At 40.0% G+C, this 20,838-nt stretch carries 14 protein-coding genes and 1 tRNA gene; 11 read left to right on the top strand and 4 right to left on the bottom strand.

Annotated features, from left to right (window positions below; genetic code table 11):
* Window positions 1–23: 23 nt before the first annotated feature.
* On the bottom strand, window positions 24–980 hold the full coding sequence (locus H4J63_RS15135) for a methylenetetrahydrofolate reductase (protein WP_182197367.1): 957 nt from the start codon (window positions 978–980) through the stop codon (window positions 24–26).
* Window positions 981–1,230: 250 nt separating this feature from the next.
* On the opposite strand from H4J63_RS15135, the gene H4J63_RS15140 reads away from it, so the two are divergent.
* Together H4J63_RS15140 and cysE are read left to right on the top strand one after the other, a co-directional pair.
* Window positions 1,231–4,113: a pitrilysin family protein gene (locus H4J63_RS15140; protein ID WP_182197369.1), complete on the top strand. Its 2,883-nt coding sequence runs from the start codon at window positions 1,231–1,233 to the stop codon at window positions 4,111–4,113.
* Window positions 4,114–4,452: 339 nt separating this feature from the next.
* The gene (cysE, locus tag H4J63_RS15145) at window positions 4,453–5,271 is read left to right on the top strand and encodes a serine O-acetyltransferase (protein WP_182197371.1); all 819 of its coding nucleotides are present in this window, start codon (window positions 4,453–4,455) and stop codon (window positions 5,269–5,271) included.
* A gap of 218 nt (window positions 5,272–5,489) precedes the next feature.
* On the opposite strand, the gene xseA is transcribed toward cysE, so the two are convergent.
* Entirely contained in the window at window positions 5,490–6,821 is a 1,332-nt protein-coding gene (xseA, locus tag H4J63_RS15150) for an exodeoxyribonuclease VII large subunit (RefSeq protein ID WP_182197373.1), read from the bottom strand.
* Window positions 6,822–6,956: 135 nt separating this feature from the next.
* Between xseA and guaB the strand changes: the two genes are divergently transcribed.
* The 5 genes from guaB to rimI all read left to right on the top strand — a co-directional run bounded on the left by guaB (window position 6,957) and on the right by rimI (window position 11,325).
* The gene (gene guaB, locus H4J63_RS15155; protein WP_002958783.1) at window positions 6,957–8,426 is read left to right on the top strand and encodes an IMP dehydrogenase; all 1,470 of its coding nucleotides are present in this window, start codon (window positions 6,957–6,959) and stop codon (window positions 8,424–8,426) included.
* Between the two features lie 265 nt (window positions 8,427–8,691).
* A complete protein-coding gene (gene guaA, locus H4J63_RS15160) occupies window positions 8,692–10,269 on the top strand; it encodes a glutamine-hydrolyzing GMP synthase (RefSeq protein WP_024606053.1) in 1,578 nt (525 codons plus the stop codon).
* A gap of 155 nt (window positions 10,270–10,424) precedes the next feature.
* Window positions 10,425–10,501: transfer RNA gene (locus H4J63_RS15165), tRNA-Trp, on the top strand.
* Window positions 10,502–10,565: 64 nt separating this feature from the next.
* On the top strand, window positions 10,566–10,871 hold the full coding sequence (locus H4J63_RS15170) for a hypothetical protein (protein ID WP_182197375.1): 306 nt from the start codon (window positions 10,566–10,568) through the stop codon (window positions 10,869–10,871).
* Window positions 10,858–11,325, top strand: a complete 468-nt coding sequence (gene rimI / locus H4J63_RS15175) for a ribosomal protein S18-alanine N-acetyltransferase (RefSeq protein ID WP_182197376.1) — start codon at window positions 10,858–10,860, stop codon at window positions 11,323–11,325. Before H4J63_RS15170 ends, rimI begins: the two co-directional genes overlap by 14 nt.
* Window positions 11,326–11,400: 75 nt before the next feature.
* On the opposite strand, the gene H4J63_RS15180 is transcribed toward rimI, so the two are convergent.
* The gene (locus tag H4J63_RS15180) at window positions 11,401–14,067 is read right to left on the bottom strand and encodes an ATP-binding protein (protein WP_182197378.1); all 2,667 of its coding nucleotides are present in this window, start codon (window positions 14,065–14,067) and stop codon (window positions 11,401–11,403) included.
* Between the two features lie 852 nt (window positions 14,068–14,919).
* On the opposite strand from H4J63_RS15180, the gene prfC reads away from it, so the two are divergent.
* The 4 genes from prfC to H4J63_RS15200 all read left to right on the top strand — a co-directional run bounded on the left by prfC (window position 14,920) and on the right by H4J63_RS15200 (window position 20,202).
* Window positions 14,920–16,509: a peptide chain release factor 3 gene (gene prfC / locus H4J63_RS15185; RefSeq protein ID WP_182197380.1), complete on the top strand. Its 1,590-nt coding sequence runs from the start codon at window positions 14,920–14,922 to the stop codon at window positions 16,507–16,509.
* A gap of 60 nt (window positions 16,510–16,569) precedes the next feature.
* Window positions 16,570–18,312, top strand: a complete 1,743-nt coding sequence (gene argS, locus H4J63_RS15190) for an arginine--tRNA ligase (RefSeq protein WP_182197382.1) — start codon at window positions 16,570–16,572, stop codon at window positions 18,310–18,312.
* Between the two features lie 462 nt (window positions 18,313–18,774).
* A complete protein-coding gene (pdxH, locus tag H4J63_RS15195; protein ID WP_010553172.1) occupies window positions 18,775–19,413 on the top strand; it encodes a pyridoxamine 5'-phosphate oxidase in 639 nt (212 codons plus the stop codon).
* Between the two features lie 21 nt (window positions 19,414–19,434).
* Window positions 19,435–20,202: a TatD family hydrolase gene (locus H4J63_RS15200; protein WP_024603819.1), complete on the top strand. Its 768-nt coding sequence runs from the start codon at window positions 19,435–19,437 to the stop codon at window positions 20,200–20,202.
* On the opposite strand, the gene H4J63_RS15205 is transcribed toward H4J63_RS15200, so the two are convergent.
* Window positions 20,169–20,789, bottom strand: a complete 621-nt coding sequence (locus tag H4J63_RS15205) for an AhpA/YtjB family protein (protein ID WP_024603818.1) — start codon at window positions 20,787–20,789, stop codon at window positions 20,169–20,171. The genes H4J63_RS15200 and H4J63_RS15205 overlap by 34 nt on opposite strands.
* Between the last annotated feature and the right edge of the window lie 49 nt (window positions 20,790–20,838).

A 20,838-nucleotide genomic window follows, 5' to 3' on the forward strand; every position in this document is an offset into this window, starting at 1 on the left:
ACCCCGAACCCCGAACCCCGCAATTAAGCTATCAGTTTCTCCGCAAGGTTAAGCTCCATTGTTACTTTTAATAAACGATATAAATTAATAGACGCATCTATTTCTTCTTTACGGTTTGTTAAGCTTTCAATATTTAAGCCCAGCGGTACATCTAAATGCGCACAGCTTTTAAGTATTAAGTCGAGATTTTCGCGGCAAATACGGACTGATTCGCTTAATGTATTGTCTGCATCAAGCATGCGCCATTTAGTTGCCTCTGGCACTGAGATACCCAGCCATTGCATAAACTCTAAGGTTTTTTCGCCGCCGCACGGGGTAAACGTTAATATAATACGTTGAGGTATAATACCCTGTGCTTTACACGTACGTGCGTAGCTAGTAATTAGCTCTATAGTGGCTTGTGCGTCGTAAACAGCTTGCGATATAAAAAACTGACAACCTTGTGCTGTTTTTTCTATTAATCGTTCGTGCTCATTTCGTTTACTTGAATGGCGTTCAGCAATAGTAACGCCACCTAAAAAGAAATCATCTGATTGCTCAGCCAATGCTTTATACGCATCTGGCAGGCTTAGCTTTATATCACCTATCGATGATGGGCTACCTACTAAAACAACATTTTGTAAATCATAGTCGTTTTTAGTTTCACTTAGCCAATCCTTAAATTCGCCTACGCCACGCTGTGCCACACTTTTATAAGTAATCACATCTTGTGCAGATAAATTACGTAGTAAATGACTGTATTCACGCGGATCAACGGTTTGTTTAAACGCAAATGGACGGGCTTGATTAGTTCGGCTGCTTTCGTCTTGAATGTCGTAAATTATTACGCCGTCGTATTCAATTTCGTGTAAGCGACCTAATAGCTTTTCTGCAATGATTTTCAATTGCGCTTTATCGGTGCCGATTTTAGGCGGGGTAGTACCAATAAGGTAAACACCTTGGTTGGTGTCCACTATCTTCTCTTTTAGTGATAAAGCCATAATCCTCATTCCAGCTAAGTTTGTTCTGATGGATTTAATATAACAGCCATTTAGACGTCTAGATAGATTTATTTAATGAAAGTTTTTCAACTAACATGATATTTATTCATAGTGATTGTTCCCATAATGTGTAATTGACACAGTTGTTTACATAATAAATCCCCTCGGGACTCTTATATTTATTGGCTTTGGGGCATAATTAAAGAGTTAAATCTGACAACAAACTTGCTCAATTTAAAAAGGGACAACAATGAAATTTAAATTATTAGCAACTAGCTTAGCGGTATCGCTGGCGTTAACGGGTTGCGCAATGCAACAAAACCAAAGCACGCAAACAACAGCACAACAAGAACAAGTAAATAAAGCTGATGACCGTGTTTTTTCGCAAGACTATTTAATTGAAGAGCTAGAAAACGGCTTACGTGTCATGGTTGTTAAAACTGATTACCCTGATGTAGTCTCGCTGCAAATTCCGGTATCGGTTGGATCGCGTAACGAAGTTGAAGAAGGCAAAACAGGCTTTGCTCACTTTTTTGAACACATGATGTTCAAAGGCTCACAAAAATACCCAGAAGACGTATATTCAGACATTTTAAAAAATTCAGGTGTAGATAACCGCGCGTATACAACAAACGATTACACAAACTATCATCTAAATTTTTCAAAGCAGCACCTTGATAAAGTACTTGAGCTTGAAGCTGATATTTTTCAAAACTTAACCTACACCGAAGAGCAATTTAGAACAGAAGCACAAACGGTAAAAGGTGAGTACTTAAAAAACAACGCGAGCCCAATTCGTAAATTATTAAGCGCTGTACGCGAAGAAGCGTTTGATAAGCACACGTATAAACACACCACGATGGGCTTTTTTGAAGACATAGAAGCCATGCCTGATCAAATGGCGTACGGGAAAGAATTTTTTGCTAAGTTTTATAAGCCTGAGTATGTGTCACTTGTTATTGTGGGCGATGTAGACCCACAAGCTACAATGGCAATGGTTAAAAAGCATTGGGGAAGCTGGAAAAAAGGTAACTATGTTGCTGACATTAAAGCAGAGCCTGTTCAACAAGCACCAAAATATTTGCACCAGCAAGATAAAGCGCTACCAGGGCATTGGTTACTTGTATCGTACAAAGGCGCTGCATGGGAGCCGGCTAAAAAAGACAGAGCGGCACTTGATTTAACCTCACAGCTTTATTTTTCTAGTAATTCAGATTTATATCAAGAGTTAGTAGTCGACAAACAAATTGCCAGCCAAATGTTTACCTATAACCCAGAGACTAAAGATCCGGGTTTATTACACGTATTTGTTAAAGTAGAAAACGCAGACGATTTAGCCACTGCGCGCGATGCAATTAACCGAACTTATGCAAAAGCACGCACCGAATTGGTTGATGAGCAAAAGCTCAGTGATTTAAAATCAAATCTTAAATACAGCTTTATTAATGGTTTAGACTCATCGCAAGCAATTGCTTCAACACTTGCGAGTTACATGCATTTTGAGCGCGATCCTGAGGTTATAAACCAGCTTTACAAATCTGCAGACAACATTACAGCGCAAGATATTAAAGCCGTTGCTAATAAATACTTTACTGATAACGCCCGTACAACAGTCACTATGTCGGCACTTGATAAAGCGCTTGGGTTTGAGCAAGAAACTGATTTAAACGCGCTTACTGCAAAGCTTGAACAAGCACCTGCAGCGCCTGTATTTAAAGTACTTGATAAAACCAATAGCTCGCCATTAATTGATGTTAACTTTTTATTCAATACCGGTGCTGCTGCCGACCCACAAGGCAAAAAAGGTGTTGCTGCGCTCACTGCGGCTATGCTTGCACAAGGTGGCTCGCAGGCGACAAGCTATAAAGATATCCAAAAAGCACTTTATCCGCTTGCGGGTAGCTTTGGTTATCAAATAGATAAAGAAATGTTGTCGTTCCAAGGGCGTATCCATAAAGATAATGCACCGCAGTGGTATGCACTTGTGAGCGATCAACTACTAAACCCAGGCTTTAGAGATGACGACTTTAAGCGCCTTAAAAAAGAAATGATCGACGGCATTAAGTCAGGCTTAAAAGCATCTAACGATGAAGAGCTAGGCAAAGAAGTGCTATACAGTGCGCTTTACAAAAATCACCCTTACGAAAGCTACAACTATGGTGATATTTCGGATTTAGAAGCGTTGACGCTGGATGATGTTAAAGCGTTTTATAACAGCGAGCTTACGCAATCTAAACTCACGGTTGGTTTAATTGGGGCTGTGCCTGCAAACCTTAAAGCTAAAATGATGAGCGACTTTGCAACGCTACCAAAGGGTGAGCAAAGCCGTTTAAGTATTCCTGATGCACCAGCGCTCAAAGGTCATCATGCAACAATAGTAGAAAAGTCGGCGCAATCGACAGCGGTATCGTTTGGTTTCCCTATTGATACGATTAGAAGCAGTGAAGACTGGACTGCATTATGGCTTGTGCGTTCGTACTTTGGTGAGCACCGTAGTTCTAACAGCTTTTTATATGAGCGCATTCGTGAAACTCGCGGCATGAACTATGGCGATTACGCCTACATTGAATATTTTCCTCGTGGTATGTTTCAAACTAAACCTGATGCAAACCTAGGACGTTCTGAGCAAATATTTCAAGTGTGGTTACGCCCACTTCGCTCTAATAACGATGCGCACTTTGCAACACGTACCGCCTTGTTTGAGCTAGATAAGCTAATTAAAAATGGTATGAGCGAAGAGGACTTTGAAGCAACGCGTAACTTTTTAATTAACTTTGTGCCGCAAATGGTGGCAAGTCAAAACCGCCAATTAGGTTACGCACTTGATAGCGAATTTTACAATACAGATAGCTTTGTAAGTTACGTAACTAACAAACTTAAAACGCTAAGCGTTGCTGATGTAAACCGCGTTATTAAAGACAACTTACAAACAGACAATGTTCAATATGTGTTTATTACTGGTGACGGCGCTGATATGCAAAAACGTTTAGCGTCTGAGCAAACCTCACCAATGGTTTACAATACCAATAAACCGGCTGAGCTAGTTGCTGAGGATGAAGTAATTGCTGATTACAAATTAGCAATTCCTGCAAAAAATATTGAAGTGATGAAAGTCGATAAAGTATTTCAATAATCTAAGCGGTTTTTAAATGTTAGAAAAAAGCCTCAATGCTTAAAGTATTGGGGCTTTTTATTATTTAACCTGAACTCTGGTTGAGAGATTTTCAGTGAAAACAAGGCGAATTTACGCGTCAATAGCTGGCCTATTACAAGTAAATTCAACGCAGTTAGCGCTGAAAATAGCTGCTTGAAATAGATTTATTATCCACAGTTCAGGTTATCTAATAATGAAACTTAATAAACGGTTATACCTAATAACTAGAACAAATAACTAAGGGGTTAACACCTTAAGCTTTAAATCCGTTAGACTTGTGAAAGGCTATTTTATATCAACTTAAGGCAGTGCAGTATTATGCGTCATGCAATTTGGCAACAGCTTCGCGGTGAAGCGAACGATGTAGTAAAACGAGAACCACTATTAGCGAGTCATGTGTATTCATGCATTTTGAATCATGATTGTTTAGGTTCGGCATTAAGCTTTATTGTTGCTAATAAATTGGCCGATGCGGTGGTATCTGCATTTACTATTCGGGAGTTGTTTGATCAATCGTTTGTAAAGTGTGACCGAATGCTCTCGTTCGTTGCAGAGGATATTAAGGCGGTGAAAGACAGGGATCCCGCTGCCGAAACCTACCTTACGGTTATATTAAATCTTAAGGGTTTTCATGCTATTCAAGCGCACCGCTTAGCTAACTGTTTATGGCAACAAAACCGTAAAGAGTTAGCGCGTTTTATTCAAAGCCGTACATCTGAAGTATTTGGGGTCGACATTCACCCAGCATGTAATGTAGGTAAAGGCATTATGTTTGACCACGCAACCGGTATTGTTATTGGTGAAACAGCAGTAATTGAAGATAACGTATCAATTTTGCAATCTGTAACGCTTGGCGGTACAGGCAACGAGCAGGGTGATCGTCATCCTAAAATTAGAGCGGGTGTATTAATTGGTGCAGGCGCTAAGGTGCTTGGTAATATTGAAGTAGGTGAGGGAGCGCGAATTGGTGCAGGCTCTGTTGTACTTAGTAATGTACCACCGCATACAACGGCTGTTGGCGTACCGGCTAAAATTATTGGTCGACCGGATTGTGAGTGTCCAGCACAAAGTATGAACCAAAATTTTTTAGCAAATCCAGAACCTGAAAATGAATCACACACTAGCTCAATGTTATAAGCAAAAGTAAAAATAAAAGGAATTAAAATGAACAACAATAGCTTGTTGGTGCTAGGAATTGGCTTTATTGCTGGTGTTGGTTTAACTTGGGGCTACTTTAATTTAGCTTCAAGTGATTCAGAGCCAACTAAGTTATAGCAAAGTAATGCAAAGCAGCAAAAACCTTATGCTCTGCATCCAAAAAGTAAAGAAGTAACACCAGCAATTAAGTGAACGTTTTACGACGCTGTTGATTTTATTACGCCATCCGCCAGCTCTGTAATTAAAACATCGCCTGTTTTAATTTGACCCACAGATTTAACCACTTTGCCTTGTTGTGTTTTAGTGATGCTATAACCGCGCGCTAAAACATTAAGCGGACTTACCGAATCTAACCTGCTTGCTTGCAGTGCTAAGCTATTATTCGCCTGCTGTAACTGATGCTGTATAGCTTGGTTTAGCCTAGCTTGTAATTGCGAAAGTTGATGGCCTGCTGAAGCGAGTTTTTTATCAGGCGATTGGCGCATTAAACGCGGCGTTAAGTTATTAAGTGTGCGTTCTTGCTGGTATAAACGATGTTGCATAGCTTGTTGCAGTGCAATGCTTAGCTCATCCAAACGTTGTGATTTTTGATTAAGCTGATTACGTGGGTGGCATAGGTTGAGGCGATGCTGTAGATGTGTAGCAAGCGCGCGCTTATCAGCAATATCGTGTTTAAAGGCATTGTTTAAACGGTTAATGAGTTGCGTAACATTGTTGTGTAGCTCTTGCGTGTTAGGGCTTACCAACTCAGCAGCGGCTGATGGAGTAGCCGCACGCATATCGGCCACGTAGTCACTAATAGTAGTGTCAACTTCATGACCCACGGCGCTTATAATCGGTAAATCGCTTTGATAAATAGCACGGGCAAGTTGTTCGTGGTTAAAGCACCATAAATCTTCAAGTGATCCGCCGCCGCGCCCCAAAATAATTACGTCTACTTCATCACGGGCATTGGCTAATTCTATTTGCTTAATTAAATGCAGGTGTGCTTCCTTGCCTTGCACCATCGCAGGGTAAATAATGACTTCTAATTGCGGCGCGCGGCGTTTGAGTACCGTTAAAATATCTTTTATAGCAGCGCCGGTTGCTGAGGTAATAACGCCAATACGATTAATATTTTGCGGTAATGGCTGCTTGTGAGCAGAGCTAAATAATCCTTCGGCGGCTAAGCGCATTTTAAGCGCATCAAATTCTTGTTTTAGCTGACCTTCGCCTGCGGGTTCCATATGCTCAACAATAAGCTGGTAGTCACCGCGAGGTTCATAAAGCGATACACGCGCTTTTACTGTAACTTGTGCGCCATTTACAGGGCGGTAGCTTTGGTTGCGATTATTGCCTCGCCACATGGCGGCTTTAATTTGTGCTTTATCGTCTTTTAACGAAAAGTACCAATGTCCAGATGCAGGGGTAATAAAGTTAGAAATTTCGCCCGTGAGCACTAAAGATGCAAAACCTTGCTCAAGGATTGTGCGAATTTCTCTATTAAGGCGTGAAACGGTGTAAACCGCCTGCGAAGGCTTCGAAAACATAAAAAACAACCTAAAACTATTTATTGCACTACTTTATCATAAATATTTGCGAAATATTATTTACTCATGCCAACAACGCTGTTAAAATTTGGCCGCAATTCCTTATCTTAGATCCACATGTGAGAAGTTGCCAAAATGCTTAGAATCGCTAAAGAAGCTCTTACCTTTGATGACGTACTTTTAGTACCTGGTCATTCTACTGTTTTGCCACACACGGCAAATATTTCAACTCGCTTAACGCGTGGTATCAAACTTAACTTGCCGCTTATTTCAGCATCTATGGATACTGTTACAGAAGCTCGTTTAGCTATTGCCCTTGCGCAAGAAGGTGGTCTTGGTTTTATTCATAAAAACATGACTATTGAAGAACAAGCGAAAAACGTACGTAAAGTTAAAACCTACGAAGCAGGTATTGTTTCATACCCTGTAACGGTTACTGCCGATTTAACAATTGCAGATGCAATTGAGCTTTCGCACGAAAAAGGTTTTTCAGGCTTTCCGGTTACCGATAGCAATAATGTGCTTGTAGGCATTGTTACTAGTCGTGATATGCGTTTTGAAACTAAGCTTGAACAGCCTGTTTCTACCGTTATGACTAAAAAAGAAAAGCTTGTTACCGTTAAAGAAGGCGCAGCACGCGAAGAAATTTTAGGCTTAATGCACGAACACCGCATTGAAAAAATCCTTGTTGTTGATGATGAATTTAAACTTAAAGGCATGATCACAGTAAAAGATTACCAAAAAGCCCAAGACAAACCTGACGCATGTAAAGACGACCAAGGTCGTTTACGTGTAGGTGCAGCTGTAAGTGTTGGTGCAGGTACTGATGAGCGTATTGCTGCATTAGTAGAAGCGGGTATTGATGTTTTACTTATCGATACATCGCATGGCCACTCTCAAGGTGTTATTGACCGTGTTACTAAAACACGTAAAGAGTACCCAGACTTACAAATTATTGCAGGCAACATAGCAACAGCTGAAGGTGCGATTGCACTTGCTGATGCGGGTGCCGACGCAGTTAAAGTAGGTATCGGCCCAGGCTCTATCTGTACTACACGTATTGTTACCGGTTGTGGCGTTCCACAAATTACCGCTATTTCAGATGCTGTTGAAGGCTTAAAAGGTCGCGACATTCCTGTTATTGCTGATGGTGGCATTCGTTTTTCTGGTGATATTGTTAAAGCACTTGTTGCTGGTGCATCGTGTGTAATGGTGGGTTCACTGCTTGCTGGTACTGAAGAAGCACCAGGTGAAGTTGAATTATACCAAGGCCGTTATTACAAATCTTACCGTGGTATGGGCTCATTAGGCGCGATGGATCAAAAAGAAGGTTCATCAGATCGTTACTTCCAAAAATCAAACGAAGCAGACAAGTTAGTACCTGAAGGTATAGAAGGTCGCGTAGCTTACAAAGGTCCTATTGCAACGATTATTCATCAGCAAGTGGGCGGCCTACGAAGCGCTATGGGCTTAACGGGTTGTGCAACAATTGAAGAGCTAAATACAAAACCACAATTTGTACGTGTTACTTCAGCAGGTATGGGTGAGTCGCACGTTCATGATGTGCAAATCACTAAAGAAGCACCAAATTACCGCTTAGGTTAAGCAGCGTAATTAATTTAATATACTGGGCTTGCTTTGCAAGCCCTCTTTTTAGTCGTTTATATAAATACCAATTGCATTAATAAAGTGGTCAATTATTGCGACAGATAAATGGCTCAATAACGAGGCAAAAATTTCGATTTTTAGTTTCTTCTAAATAAGAAGTTTTTAACGTGGTTAGAGAGTTATTTAGCCTGCAAGAATTAGTAATGTTTAATAAAATTGGTATTCAAAGCGGCATTTAGCATCAGACTTTACGAGATACTCCATGAGCAAAGATATTCACGATTCACGAATTCTCATTTTAGACTTTGGTTCACAATACACTCAATTAATCGCCCGCCGTGTGCGTGAAATTGGTGTTTACTGTGAACTTTGGGCATGGGATGTGACTGAAGAGCAAATCCGCGAGTTCAACCCACAAGGTATTATTCTTTCTGGTGGTCCAGAATCAACAACACTTGAAAACAGCCCGCGCGCTCCTGAGTATGTATTTAATGCAGGCGTGCCTGTGCTAGGTATTTGCTACGGTATGCAAACAATGGCAGCTCAACTTGGCGGAAGTGTACACAGCTCTGATAAAAAAGAGTTTGGTTACGCACAAGTAGAAAAAGTAGGCAGCTGTGCATTATTTGATGCAATTGAAGACAGCATTACCGATGGCGGCAACGGCATACTCGACGTATGGATGAGCCATGGCGACAAAGTAATGGATATTCCAGCTGGTTTTGCAACAACAGCTAAAACATCTACTTGTCCACATGCTGCAATGTCTAACGAAGAAAAACGTTTTTACGGTGTACAGTTTCACCCAGAAGTAACACACACGCATCAAGGTCAGCGCTTATTAGAGCGTTTTGCTATTGATATTTGTGGCTGTGAAAAATTGTGGACTGCTGCAAAAATTATCGATGATGCTATCGAGCGTATTAAAGAAACTGTAGGCGATGACGAAGTTATTTTAGGCCTCTCTGGTGGTGTTGATTCATCGGTTGTGGCTATGCTTATTCACCGTGCAATTGGCGAAAGACTAACATGTGTATTTGTTGATAATGGTTTACTTCGTTTAAACGAAGGCCAACAAGTAATGGACATGTTTGGTAATAAATTTGGCTTAAACATTGTTAAAGTTGAAGCTGAAGAGCAGTTTTTAAATGATCTAGCGGGTAAGTCAGACCCAGAAGATAAACGTAAAGCCATTGGTCACACGTTTATTAATGTATTTGATGAGCAAGCCAAAAAGCTTAAAAATGCAAAATGGTTAGCGCAAGGTACAATTTATCCTGATGTAATTGAATCAGCGGCATCTGCAACTGGTAAAGCGCATGTTATTAAATCTCACCACAATGTGGGCGGATTACCAGATGACATGAAAATGGGCCTTGTTGAGCCATTACGTGAATTATTCAAAGATGAAGTACGTAAAATTGGCCTAGAGCTAGGTTTACCGTACGACATGCTTTACCGTCATCCTTTCCCTGGACCAGGTTTAGGTGTGCGTGTACTTGGCGAAATCAAAAAAGAATACTGTGATTTATTACGCCGCGCTGATGCGATTTTCATCGAAGAGCTTCACAAAGCTGAGCTTTACCATAAAGTAAGCCAAGCGTTTACTGTATTCTTACCTGTTAAATCGGTAGGGGTTATGGGTGATGCACGTAAGTACGATTGGGTTGTATCACTTCGTTGTGTGGAAACAATCGACTTTATGACAGCGCGCTGGTCACATTTACCTTATGAGTTTTTAGGTGTGGTTTCAAACCGTATCATCAATGAAATAGATGGTATTTCTCGTGTTGTTTACGATATTTCAGGTAAACCACCTGCAACTATCGAATGGGAATAATTAATTTTAGTTTTAATTAACTAATTTTAAGTGATTAAAAAACGGCGGATTAGCATGCTAATTCGTCGTTTTGTTTATTTAAAAAGCAGTTAAACTAAAAGAGTGATTTTTCTCTTTACCTTTGGCGAAACTTCTCTATAATTCGTCGTCATTGCAGGGGCGTAGTTCCAATTGGTAGAACAGCGGTCTCCAAAACCGATGGTTGGGAGTTCGAATCTCTCCGCCCCTGCCATTTCTTCTTTACATCGTTTTTATTACTTCTTATATTGTTCAAATGTCTAATCTACTGAGTTGTTATGCATCCACGTTACGCAGCTATTTTTGATATAGAAAATCTTGAACTAAATCAACATTATTGTCCTCAAGCAAATGGTCAAGCTAATACTTTATCGCAAAGCACGATAGCTAGTCCTTTAACGCTCAATGAGCAACTACTTGCAGACATTAAACTCAGTGCAGAGCCTATTATTATAAATAGCGTTGTACAGGGCAGTGAGATGCAATTAAACGACAATAAGCTTACATTGCCAACCCCACAGCTCAACGCCTCTGAGAAGCGTGCTTTATGGGCTTTAATGAGTGAACGCCTTGATAAACTTTAAATCAGTAGATGAAACTGCAATACCTCAATTAATGGCCATCGAAACAGCGTGTCATAGTCATCCGTGGACTTTAAATACAATGGGTTCATGTATAGGCGGGCGCTATTTTAATGTTGCCGCATTTAATGAGGCGAGCATGATTGGTTTTTATATTGGTGAAAAAGCAGGGCCTGATTTTACACTTATGGATATCTGTGTAACACCAAGTCACCAGGGGAAGGGAATTGCAAGGCAGTTGTTAGCTCAGTTTATTGAATATGGTGAGCAGCAAAATGCTGAAAACCTCTTTTTAGAAGTACGCGAATCAAATACGCGTGCTATTGCACTGTACGAGCGCGCAGGCTTTGCTGAGATGTCAGTGCGTAAAAACTACTACCCAAGTGATAACCCTGCTAAAAATGGCTTTGAAGACGCTATTTTAATGGGTATGGCGCTAGGTTTAAACTTTTCATAATTAAAGTCGGTAATTAGCATTTAAAATACAGAGCTGCTAAAAACAGAGTAATTGCACCGCTATGTAAGTTAACTTTTAGCTTACTTTGTCGCTAATTGCTTGCTCAATGGCTGTTATTAAATCATTTACCAGCTCGTCTCTTGGCACTTTATTGTTACTTTTTAAGTTCTCTTCAAGTGCCGCAGCGCTTTGATAAATTTTATCAAAGTTAAAGCATCCAGAACTACCTTTAACACTGTGCGCTATACCTCTTAATGCTTCCCAATCATCACAATGCTGCAAAGCTTTAACTTCTTCTAAATATGTAGGTAAGTTAGCTAAGTAATTATCGGCAATTTGCTGAAACTTTTCGCTCTTTAATAGGCTATCCCATTTATTTTGATTATCTTTTTCAAGATGCAGGTAGCTTACGAGTACGTTTTCCAGAGCATCTTTATCAATGGGTTTAGCCAGTGCTTTGTCGCATCCAGCTTCTAGATAAGTGCCTATATCATGGTTCATTACATTGGCAGTAAGGGCAATGATAGGGCCATCATACGCTGCATGACGAAGCATTTTAGTCGCTTCTAATCCGCCCATTACAGGCATTTGCATATCCATAATAATAAGTTGGTAGTCGTTTACGAGCGCCATTTCTACAGCTTGTGCGCCATTACTGGCAATATCGGGTTCAAGGCCCCAGGTTTGCAGTAATAATTTAATTAATAGTTGGTTATCTGGGTTATCCTCAGCCACTAATATATTGGCGTCGAAGCTATTGGTTGCAAACGATAAGAGAGGGTCTTTTTCTGGTATTAACTGGCTGTCTTGCGTTAAAAATTCAAGCATGGGTTGATCATCAGATAGCTGACATGCCACCCTAATTGTAACTCGGCTACCTACACCCACTTCACTTTCAAGGTTTACATCGCCACCAAGTAACAGTGCTAAGTTTTTAGAAATACACAACCCAAGACCTGTACCACCAAAACGACGTGTAGTTGTGGCATCGGCCTGTTCAAACGGCTTAAATACACGTTCTATTTGATGCTCAGACATACCAATACCAGTATCTTTAATTACAAACTCTAGCTTTTGACTTGCTTGTAAATAATGCACACAAATAGACACGCTGCCATTTTCGGTAAATTTAACAGCGTTATTAGCAATGTTTATAAGTATTTGTTTTAAGCGGGTCACATCACTATAAATGGTGCGGGGTAGCGGCAGTTGATAGTCGATATTAAGGGTTAATTGTTTTTCTTGTGCCAGTGGTTGAATAATTGATTCAATGTCGTGCACAAGCTGCACTACGTTTAACGCTGACAAATCAACAGCCAGCTTTTCAGCTTCAATTTTAGATAAATCGAGTATGTTATTTATTAACTCTAGTAAGTGTTTGGAATTACGTAAAATAGTGCTTAGGTGTTGTTTGTCATTCGCTACTTTATCGTTATGTAGTAACTGCTCTGTAAAGCCCATAATGGCCGTGAGCGGCGTGCGTATTTCGTGACTCATGTTGGCTAAAAAACGACTCTTAAGTTGATTAGCTTGCTCAGCTTGGCCAATAGCTAACTCAAGTTGGCTGTTCATAGCTTCAAGTGCTTGGGTACGACTTTCCACTTTATCTTCAAGGTGGTGTTTGTATTCTTCAAGCTGTTGTTGGTAGTGCCTTATTTGATTAACCATGTGGTTAAAGTCGTTAAATAAAACACCTACCTCATCATTTGTATGAGCTGGTAAGTGCACCGACAAATCGCCATCACCAACACGATGACTCGCAGCCCCGAGTAACTCAATTGGGTTAAGTAATAAATTGCGGACCACTACAAAAATTAATATTGGCAGGGTGATCACCGAAATAATAACAATTAAGCCTGTTATTAAACTTATGGCTTTACCTGATTGATAAAGCACCCCTTTGGGAATGGTTGATACGTAATAATATCCGCCGGGCATTTGCACTGCAAAAATCATTCGCTCTATTTTGTCTATGCTTGAGAGTTCAATAGTTGAAAGCATGCCGATATCAGCGAGGTCGTGCACTTGATTAAGTTCGTACTCGCTTATGTATTGGCCACGCATATTATAATCGGAGCTAAATAAAATTTTCCCGTCTTTAGTCAACATTAAATTAAGCGTGTTGTTATATGGCGCTTCTAAAATACTAGAGTTTAGTATTGAAGGTTCTATATGTATTACAATAAAACCAAGCTGCTGTGGTCGTTTTAAATAGTAATCAACACTATAAATTCGTTGAATAAAATACAAACTAGTGGTGCCATCATCCTTTTGAATCATAAATTGCTGTTTACTTAAATTACTTTGCAATACTTGATTAAAAAACGGGTAGCTTTTAGGCGCTGTTGTTAGGTTGTTAGAATAGTAGGCATCGCTTTTCCCACTTGTTGAAACTAGATTAATGCTAATTATATCGGGATAAGCCTCACTGTAACTGGCAAATACATCCATAAGCGCGCCAAGTTTTCGGGTGTAATTACCGTTGGCACGAATGTCGTTTGCTAAAAAATCACTAAGTACTGGCGAGGTTGAAAGTAGTTTTGCAGTAGAGTGAAAAGAGTCGATATAATTAAATATTTTTTGCTGTTGTTGCTCAACAAAACGGCTCATTATTAAATCAGCTTGTTTTTGTGTTGAATTAGTTACATTGGTGAGCGTAAAGCCACCTAAAAATAGCAGCGGTAGAATAACAAGGGGTGTTATATACCATAATAATCTAATACTTAACTTACTGGTTTTCATGACCAAACGACTTATCCTCCATGCAATCTATCAATAATATGCGTTACGACTTTATTACACAAGCTTGTGGCGGTCTTGGTGGCTAAATTACAATCAGTAGTTGCATGGTATTTAGCTCTGTATTGGTGTTTTTTTATTTTATTAAGTTATTTTAATTTAATAAGTTACATGCTTATAACCGTTATTTTATCGTTCAAAAAAGTTTACATAAATTTACATCTTTTAAAGTCATTTTTTTAAAGATAAATGCTATCACTTTAAATTGAATTTTCTAATTTACTCTTAGTTATAAATACCAGTGGGTTAACGCAGGGCTGTTAGCCGGGCCACTAGGTTATATTCTCAAGCAAGGCTTAAAAATTCTAATGGTGTGCAGAGGCTTGGTGTATTGTGTGCTGATTCTATTTATTTGGCTTATTACTGATTTTTTTGTACCTCATTTGCAGTTAGGCTTCCCAAAATCCATATTAATAAAAAAGATCAGCTAATAACCAACCATTGATTGTTTATAAGGCCAAGATCAGCGAAAATAGTCTCCAATTACGATTAACATAACGGATCGCATGTGAAGGGCCAATTTAGGGCTTTTCTGATGGTGTGTTGAGCTTTCGAGGTTGCTCTATACCAATTTTATTAAAACAAGATCGTTCTAGCGTATTAAATAACTCACTAACTACGTTAAAAATTATTCATAGAGAATAACTCTATGTGATAATTTCGCCTTGTTATTGCGCTATTTTATTATCGCTATAATAGAACGCTAATTTAATGCAATTGGTATTATTTAAGCCTTGAAAGCTCAGCATACTTAAAGTGGATAATATCCGTATACAAACTAAAAGAACTTTTTTAATGGCAGATCAAAATCTCCTTAGCGAAATTAATAAACGACGAACCTTTGCTATCATCTCTCACCCAGATGCTGGTAAAACAACCATTACCGAAAAAGTATTGTTATTCGGACAAGCTATTCAACGAGCCGGCACTGTAAAAGGCCGTGGCTCTAACCAGCATGCAAAGTCTGACTGGATGGAAATGGAAAAAGAGCGTGGTATATCTGTTACTACCTCTGTAATGCAGTTTCCATATAACAACGCACTTGTTAATTTACTTGATACTCCAGGACATGAAGATTTCTCGGAAGATACTTACCGTACATTAACAGCAGTAGATTCGTGCTTAATGGTTATTGATGCGGCTAAAGGTGTAGAAGACCGTACCCGTAAGCTAATGGAAGTTACACGCCTGCGTACCACACCTATTGTTACGTTTATGAACAAATGTGACCGTGATATTCGCGACCCAATGGAAGTGCTGGACGAAGTTGAAACAGAGCTAAATATTGCCTGTGCACCCATTACTTGGCCAATTGGTTGTGGTAAAGAATTCAAAGGTGTTTATCACATTCATAATGATGAAGCTGTTTTATATAAAACGGGCCAAGGTCATAAAATTCAAGATGTTCGCACAATTAAAGGCCTTGATAATCCAGAGTTAGATATTGCCATTGGTGAAGACTTAGCTGCGCAGTTACGTGATGAGCTTGAGCTTGTTATTGGTGCATCAAACGAATTTGATTTAGATTTGTTTTTAGCCGGTGAGCTTTCGCCAGTTTATTACGGTACCGCACTTGGTAACTTTGGTGTTGATCACGTGTTAGATGGTTTAACTAAGTGGGCGCCAACGCCATTACCACGTGAAACCGAAGACAGACTAATTGTTGCAACTGAAGAAAACTTTACCGGGTTTGTATTTAAAATTCAGGCCAACATGGACCCTAAACACCGTGACCGTATTGCATTTATGCGTATTGTATCGGGTAAGTACAGCCAAGGCATGAAAATGAATCACGTGCGAATTGGCAAGCAAGTGAGTATTTCTGATGCGGTAACCTTTATGGCGGGCGATCGTGAACGTGCCGCAGATGCTTTCGCTGGCGACATTATTGGTTTGCATAACCACGGTACAATTCAAATTGGTGATACATTCACGCAAGGCGAAAAACTTAAATTTAGTGGTATTCCTAACTTTGCGCCTGAATTATTCCGCCGTATTCGCCTTCGCGATCCGCTTAAGCAAAAGCAATTATTAAAAGGTTTAGTGCAACTTTCTGAAGAAGGTGCTGTGCAAGTATTTAGACCACTCATTAATAATGATTTAATTGTAGGCGCGGTAGGTGTGCTTCAGTTTGATGTAGTTGTAGCACGTTTAAAAGCAGAATATAACGTAGATGCTATTTACGAAGGTGTAAACGTAAATACAGCGCGTTGGGTAAGCAGTGATGACGTTAAAAAGTTTGAAGACTTTAAGCGTAAGTGCGAAAGCAATTTAGCACTCGATGGCGGTGATAACTTAACTTACATTGCGCCGAGCCGTGTAAACCTTAACTTATCGGTAGAGCGCTACCCTGAAGTAACGTTTAGCCATACACGCGAAAACTAGAGCTCATTTACAAGAATTAAAAGAAAACCTGCTTTGGCGGGTTTATAAAGGTAAAAAAATATGAATATTCGTACTATTTTAATTGAAAAAGCCATTGCAGCTATGGTTGGTGCAGGCTTACCTGAAGATACAAACCCAGCAGTAACACAAAGCACGCGTCCACAATTTGGTGATTACCAAATTAATGCAGCCATGGGCGCGGCTAAAAAAATGAAAAGCAACCCACGTGAGCTTGCGCAAAAAATTATAGATAACCTTGATGTAAGCGATATTGCTCAAAAGACTGAAATTGCGGGTCCTGGTTTTATTAATATTCACTTAAAGCCTGAGTTTTTAGCGCAAAGCGTTAAAGCAGCTAATAGCGATGCAAAGCTTGCTGTAAACGAGCACGCTAACCCACAAAAAGTAGTGGTTGATTACTCATCGCCAAACCTTGCTAAAGAAATGCACGTAGGCCATTTACGTTCAACCATTATTGGTGACTCAATTGTACGTGCGCTGGAATTTAGAGGCGACACAGTAGTACGCCAAAATCATATGGGTGATTGGGGCACGCAATTTGGTATGTTAATCGCGCATTTAGAGGATCAAATTAGCCAAGGTGTTGACTTAGATACTGTAGCACTTGCCGATTTAGAAACCTTTTACCGCGACGCTAAAAAACGTTTTGACGACGAAGAAGGCTTTGCAGATAAAGCCCGTAATTACGTTGTTAAACTACAAGGCGGCGACGCACACTGTGAAAAACTTTGGAAACTATTTATAGCCACCTCAGTTAAGCACTCTGAAGAAGTATACAAACGTTTAAATGTAACGCTTACCCAAGCCGATATTATGGCTGAAAGCGCATACAACGCTGAGCTTAAAGATATAATTAGCCTGCTTAAAGATAAAAACATTGCAGTAGAGTCGCAAGGTGCACAAGTTGTATTTTTAGATGAGCTGGCTAACAAAGATGGCGAGCCATCTGCGTTTATTGTGCAAAAATCTGGCGGTGGCTTTTTATATGCAACAACCGATTTAGCTGCATGTGATTATCGCTCAAATAAACTAGGTGCTGATCGTATCTTAATTTTTGTTGATGCACGTCAAAATCTACACTTTACTCAAGTAGAGCTTACAGCGCGTAAAGCAGGTTTATTACGAGACGAAACAAGCTACGAGTTTTGCCCGTTTGGCACCATGATGGGCGCCGATAATAAACCATTTAAAACACGTACCGGCGGCACGGTAAAACTTGCTGACTTATTAGAAGAATCAATTAACCGTGCAGCTGCAAAACTAGCTGAACGTGAATCGGATTTAAGTGATAGCGATCGCAGTGAGATTGCACGTAAAGTAGGTATTGGCGCAGTTAAATACGCCGACCTTTCTAAGCACCGTACCAGTGATTACATTTTTAACTGGGACAGCATGCTAAGCTTTGAAGGCGCAACCGCTCCTTACTTACAATATGCTTATACACGCGTACGCAGTATTTTCCGCAAATCAGGCGTTGATGCTGCTTCATTAAATTCAGACGTTGCAATTGTTGAGCCTCAAGAAAAAGCACTTGCACTTAAGCTACTACAGCTTGAAGAAGTACTTGATTTAATGATCAGCGAAGCAACACCGCACGTACTATGTGGTTACTTATATGAGCTAGCAAGCTTATACATGACATTTTACGAAGCCTGTCCAGTACTTAAAGAAGGCGTAGAGCCAAGCGTGCGCGATAGCCGTTTAGTGCTGTGTAATTTGGTTTCTAAAACACTAGAAACGGGATTAGATTTGCTAGGCATTGAAGTTATGGAGCAAATGTAATCACCGTCGTATTTTAACCTAATACTGCGTTATCCAATCCGACTTACCCTAATCACATACAAACCGTATGCTCATAGGGATAAGTCAGGTTGGACGCCTTGTCTTAGGCTAAACTTCTTAGGTGAACCGTCTGCTGCGTGTAGTTCGCTTTGACTGCGTTGTCGTGCTTTTTTAGCCTAAGTCACATACTAAATGTATGCTCCTTGGCATAAAAAAGCACTCCGTCTTGTCAGCACTTCTACACTTGCAGATGTAATGTTTTACATTGTAGGTTGGGTTGAGTGAAACGAAACCCAACGATTCACCTGAGACTCTATACTTATTGCTATCGAATGCACCTGAGTATCTGCGTTTATTGCTATCGTATATACCTGAATCTTAATGTTTGTTATTACTCAACATCTATTGTTTTAAGCTCGCTACTCTAAGCTCTTTTCTAAGGCTTTATTTAAAGGACTTGTTATGAAACTCGAAGATATCCGTCGTGAATACCTGCAAGACGCGTTAAGCGAAGATAACTTGCAAGATGATCCGTTTAAGCAGTTTGAAACGTGGCTTGAGCATGCGGTAGCAAGTCAATTGCCCGATCCTACTGCAATGGTTGTAGCAACCGTTGATGAAACCGGTCAACCTTCACAGCGTATTGTGCTTTTAAAGCATCTGGATGATAACGGTTTTGTATTTTTTACCAATACAGGTTCGCGTAAAGCGCAAGAGCTTAAAGGTAATAATAAAATTTCCTTGCACTTTCCGTGGCACCACATGGAACGCCAAGTTATTGTGTATGGCGAGGCTAAACCATTACCTACATCTGCCGTGGCAAAGTACTTTTTATCTCGACCTAAAGAAAGCCAATTAGCTGCGTGGGCGTCAGCGCAAAGTCGTCCGGTGTCATCACGTAAAGTACTCATGGAAACCTTCGCCAACATGAAAAATAAGTTTGCTAAAGGTGAAATTCCATTGCCTGATTTTTGGGGCGGATATTGTGTAGTACCCACTAAAATTGAGTTTTGGCAAGGTGGGGCGCATCGTTTGCATGATCGCTTTATATATCAGCGCCAAGCAGATAACAGCTGGCAAATTACGCGCTTAAATCCTTAATAAATAGATGAGTAAGTAACCGTGCAATTTATTGACTCTCATTGCCACCTCGACTTTAGCGAGTTTGATTCGAATCGTGAATCGCTCATAAACGTGTGTGTAGCAAAGGGAGTTAATCAGTTTGTTGTGCCGGGTATTACGCTTGCTCAATCGCATACTCTCATAAAACTCAAAGCAACTTACCCAAGTATAAAAATAGCCGCAGGGCTACATCCTTACTTTTTAGAGCAACATAAAGAATCGCACATAGAAGCATTATTTGAATTCGCGACTGCAAACAAGCATCAGTTAGTAGCTATTGGTGAGTGCGGGCTTGATCGAAGTATTGAAAACCTTCCTAAACAAACTTATTTATTTGAGCAGCAAATAGGGCTTTCTAATGAGCTTAACTTACCGCTCATTGTGCATCATAGGCAAAGCCATGATTTAATTGCGCAATCGTTTAAGCGGTGTAAGCCAAAAAATGGGGGAGTGATCCATGCATTTTCAGGATCGCTTCAACAAGCGCAATATTATATTAAACAAGGCTTCAAACTTGGCGTAGGCGGTGTTATTACCTATGATCGCGCAGTTAAAACACGCGCTGTTATTGCTGCTATTGAGCCAGAGCACTTAGTACTTGAAACCGACTCACCTTCAATGCCGTTAAGCGGTCATCAAGGTGAAGTTAACACGCCACTGCATATACCTGATGTATTTAACGCGTTATGTGATTTAAAGCCACATAGTGAAAGAGGGACGCTTGCAAAGCAGCTTTACGATTCTTGTTCAGATGTTTTTTGCATATAGCGATTTACCTGCCAACGTTTTAATCCACGCCCTAACTGCCACGTAAAAATACATGCAATCACTAGCATTAATAGTACCTGCCGACCTAAGTCATGAAAATGATTATGGCTGTCTGATATTGCGGCGCGAGTTAAATAAGTAACAGACACAAAGCCTATAGGGCGGTCATCATCGCTTATCACGGGTTCCATAAAAGGTGTTTTTAGTTTACTAATACCCGGTATAGAGTCAGGGAGTTGTCCATAAATATGATGTGACTGCCAATTGTCACTACTAGCAATTAAAATGCCCTGTTGATCATAAATAGTCGCAGAAAGTACAAATTCATCTTTACTTATATCGTTACAAATGGCGTTGAGCTGTGGTTTGTTTTTTTCAATAAGCGGTGTTTTAACATTTAAAGCCATAAACTGAGTGAGGCTTTTTGCCGTGCTATCGGCACTATCATAAAGTAACTGATGACTCTGAAAACTACTATTAACACCTACCCAGCTTAGTAATACAAAACAACCAGCCGCTAGTATTAAGCGAACAAGTCGTTTTCTTTGAGAAGCAGTAATAGGGTTTTTAATATGGTTATTTTTCATAGTCACCGTTTATGCTACTGACAGCATTTTGATTTGATGTTACAACTAC

Origin of the sequence: Pseudoalteromonas sp. 5Ae-yellow (assembly GCF_014077565.1) — a bacterium.
GTDB lineage: Bacteria > Pseudomonadota > Gammaproteobacteria > Enterobacterales > Alteromonadaceae > Pseudoalteromonas.

Bases quoted from the DNA above. Each gene is read 5' to 3' on its own strand.
- H4J63_RS15135 (WP_182197367.1), bottom strand. From the start codon at position 980: ATGGCTTTATCACTAAAAGAGAAGATAGTGGACACCAACCAAGGTGTT.
- prfC (WP_182197380.1), top strand. From the start codon at position 14,920: ATGGCAGATCAAAATCTCCTTAGCGAAATTAATAAACGACGAACCTTT.
- guaA (WP_024606053.1), top strand. From the start codon at position 8,692: ATGAGCAAAGATATTCACGATTCACGAATTCTCATTTTAGACTTTGGT.
- pdxH (WP_010553172.1), top strand. From the start codon at position 18,775: ATGAAACTCGAAGATATCCGTCGTGAATACCTGCAAGACGCGTTAAGC.
- cysE (WP_182197371.1), top strand. From the start codon at position 4,453: ATGCGTCATGCAATTTGGCAACAGCTTCGCGGTGAAGCGAACGATGTA.
- guaB (WP_002958783.1), top strand. From the start codon at position 6,957: ATGCTTAGAATCGCTAAAGAAGCTCTTACCTTTGATGACGTACTTTTA.
- H4J63_RS15170 (WP_182197375.1), top strand. From the start codon at position 10,566: ATGCATCCACGTTACGCAGCTATTTTTGATATAGAAAATCTTGAACTA.
- xseA (WP_182197373.1), bottom strand. From the start codon at position 6,821: ATGTTTTCGAAGCCTTCGCAGGCGGTTTACACCGTTTCACGCCTTAAT.
- argS (WP_182197382.1), top strand. From the start codon at position 16,570: ATGAATATTCGTACTATTTTAATTGAAAAAGCCATTGCAGCTATGGTT.
- H4J63_RS15140 (WP_182197369.1), top strand. From the start codon at position 1,231: ATGAAATTTAAATTATTAGCAACTAGCTTAGCGGTATCGCTGGCGTTA.
- H4J63_RS15180 (WP_182197378.1), bottom strand. From the start codon at position 14,067: ATGAAAACCAGTAAGTTAAGTATTAGATTATTATGGTATATAACACCC.
- H4J63_RS15205 (WP_024603818.1), bottom strand. From the start codon at position 20,789: ATGAAAAATAACCATATTAAAAACCCTATTACTGCTTCTCAAAGAAAA.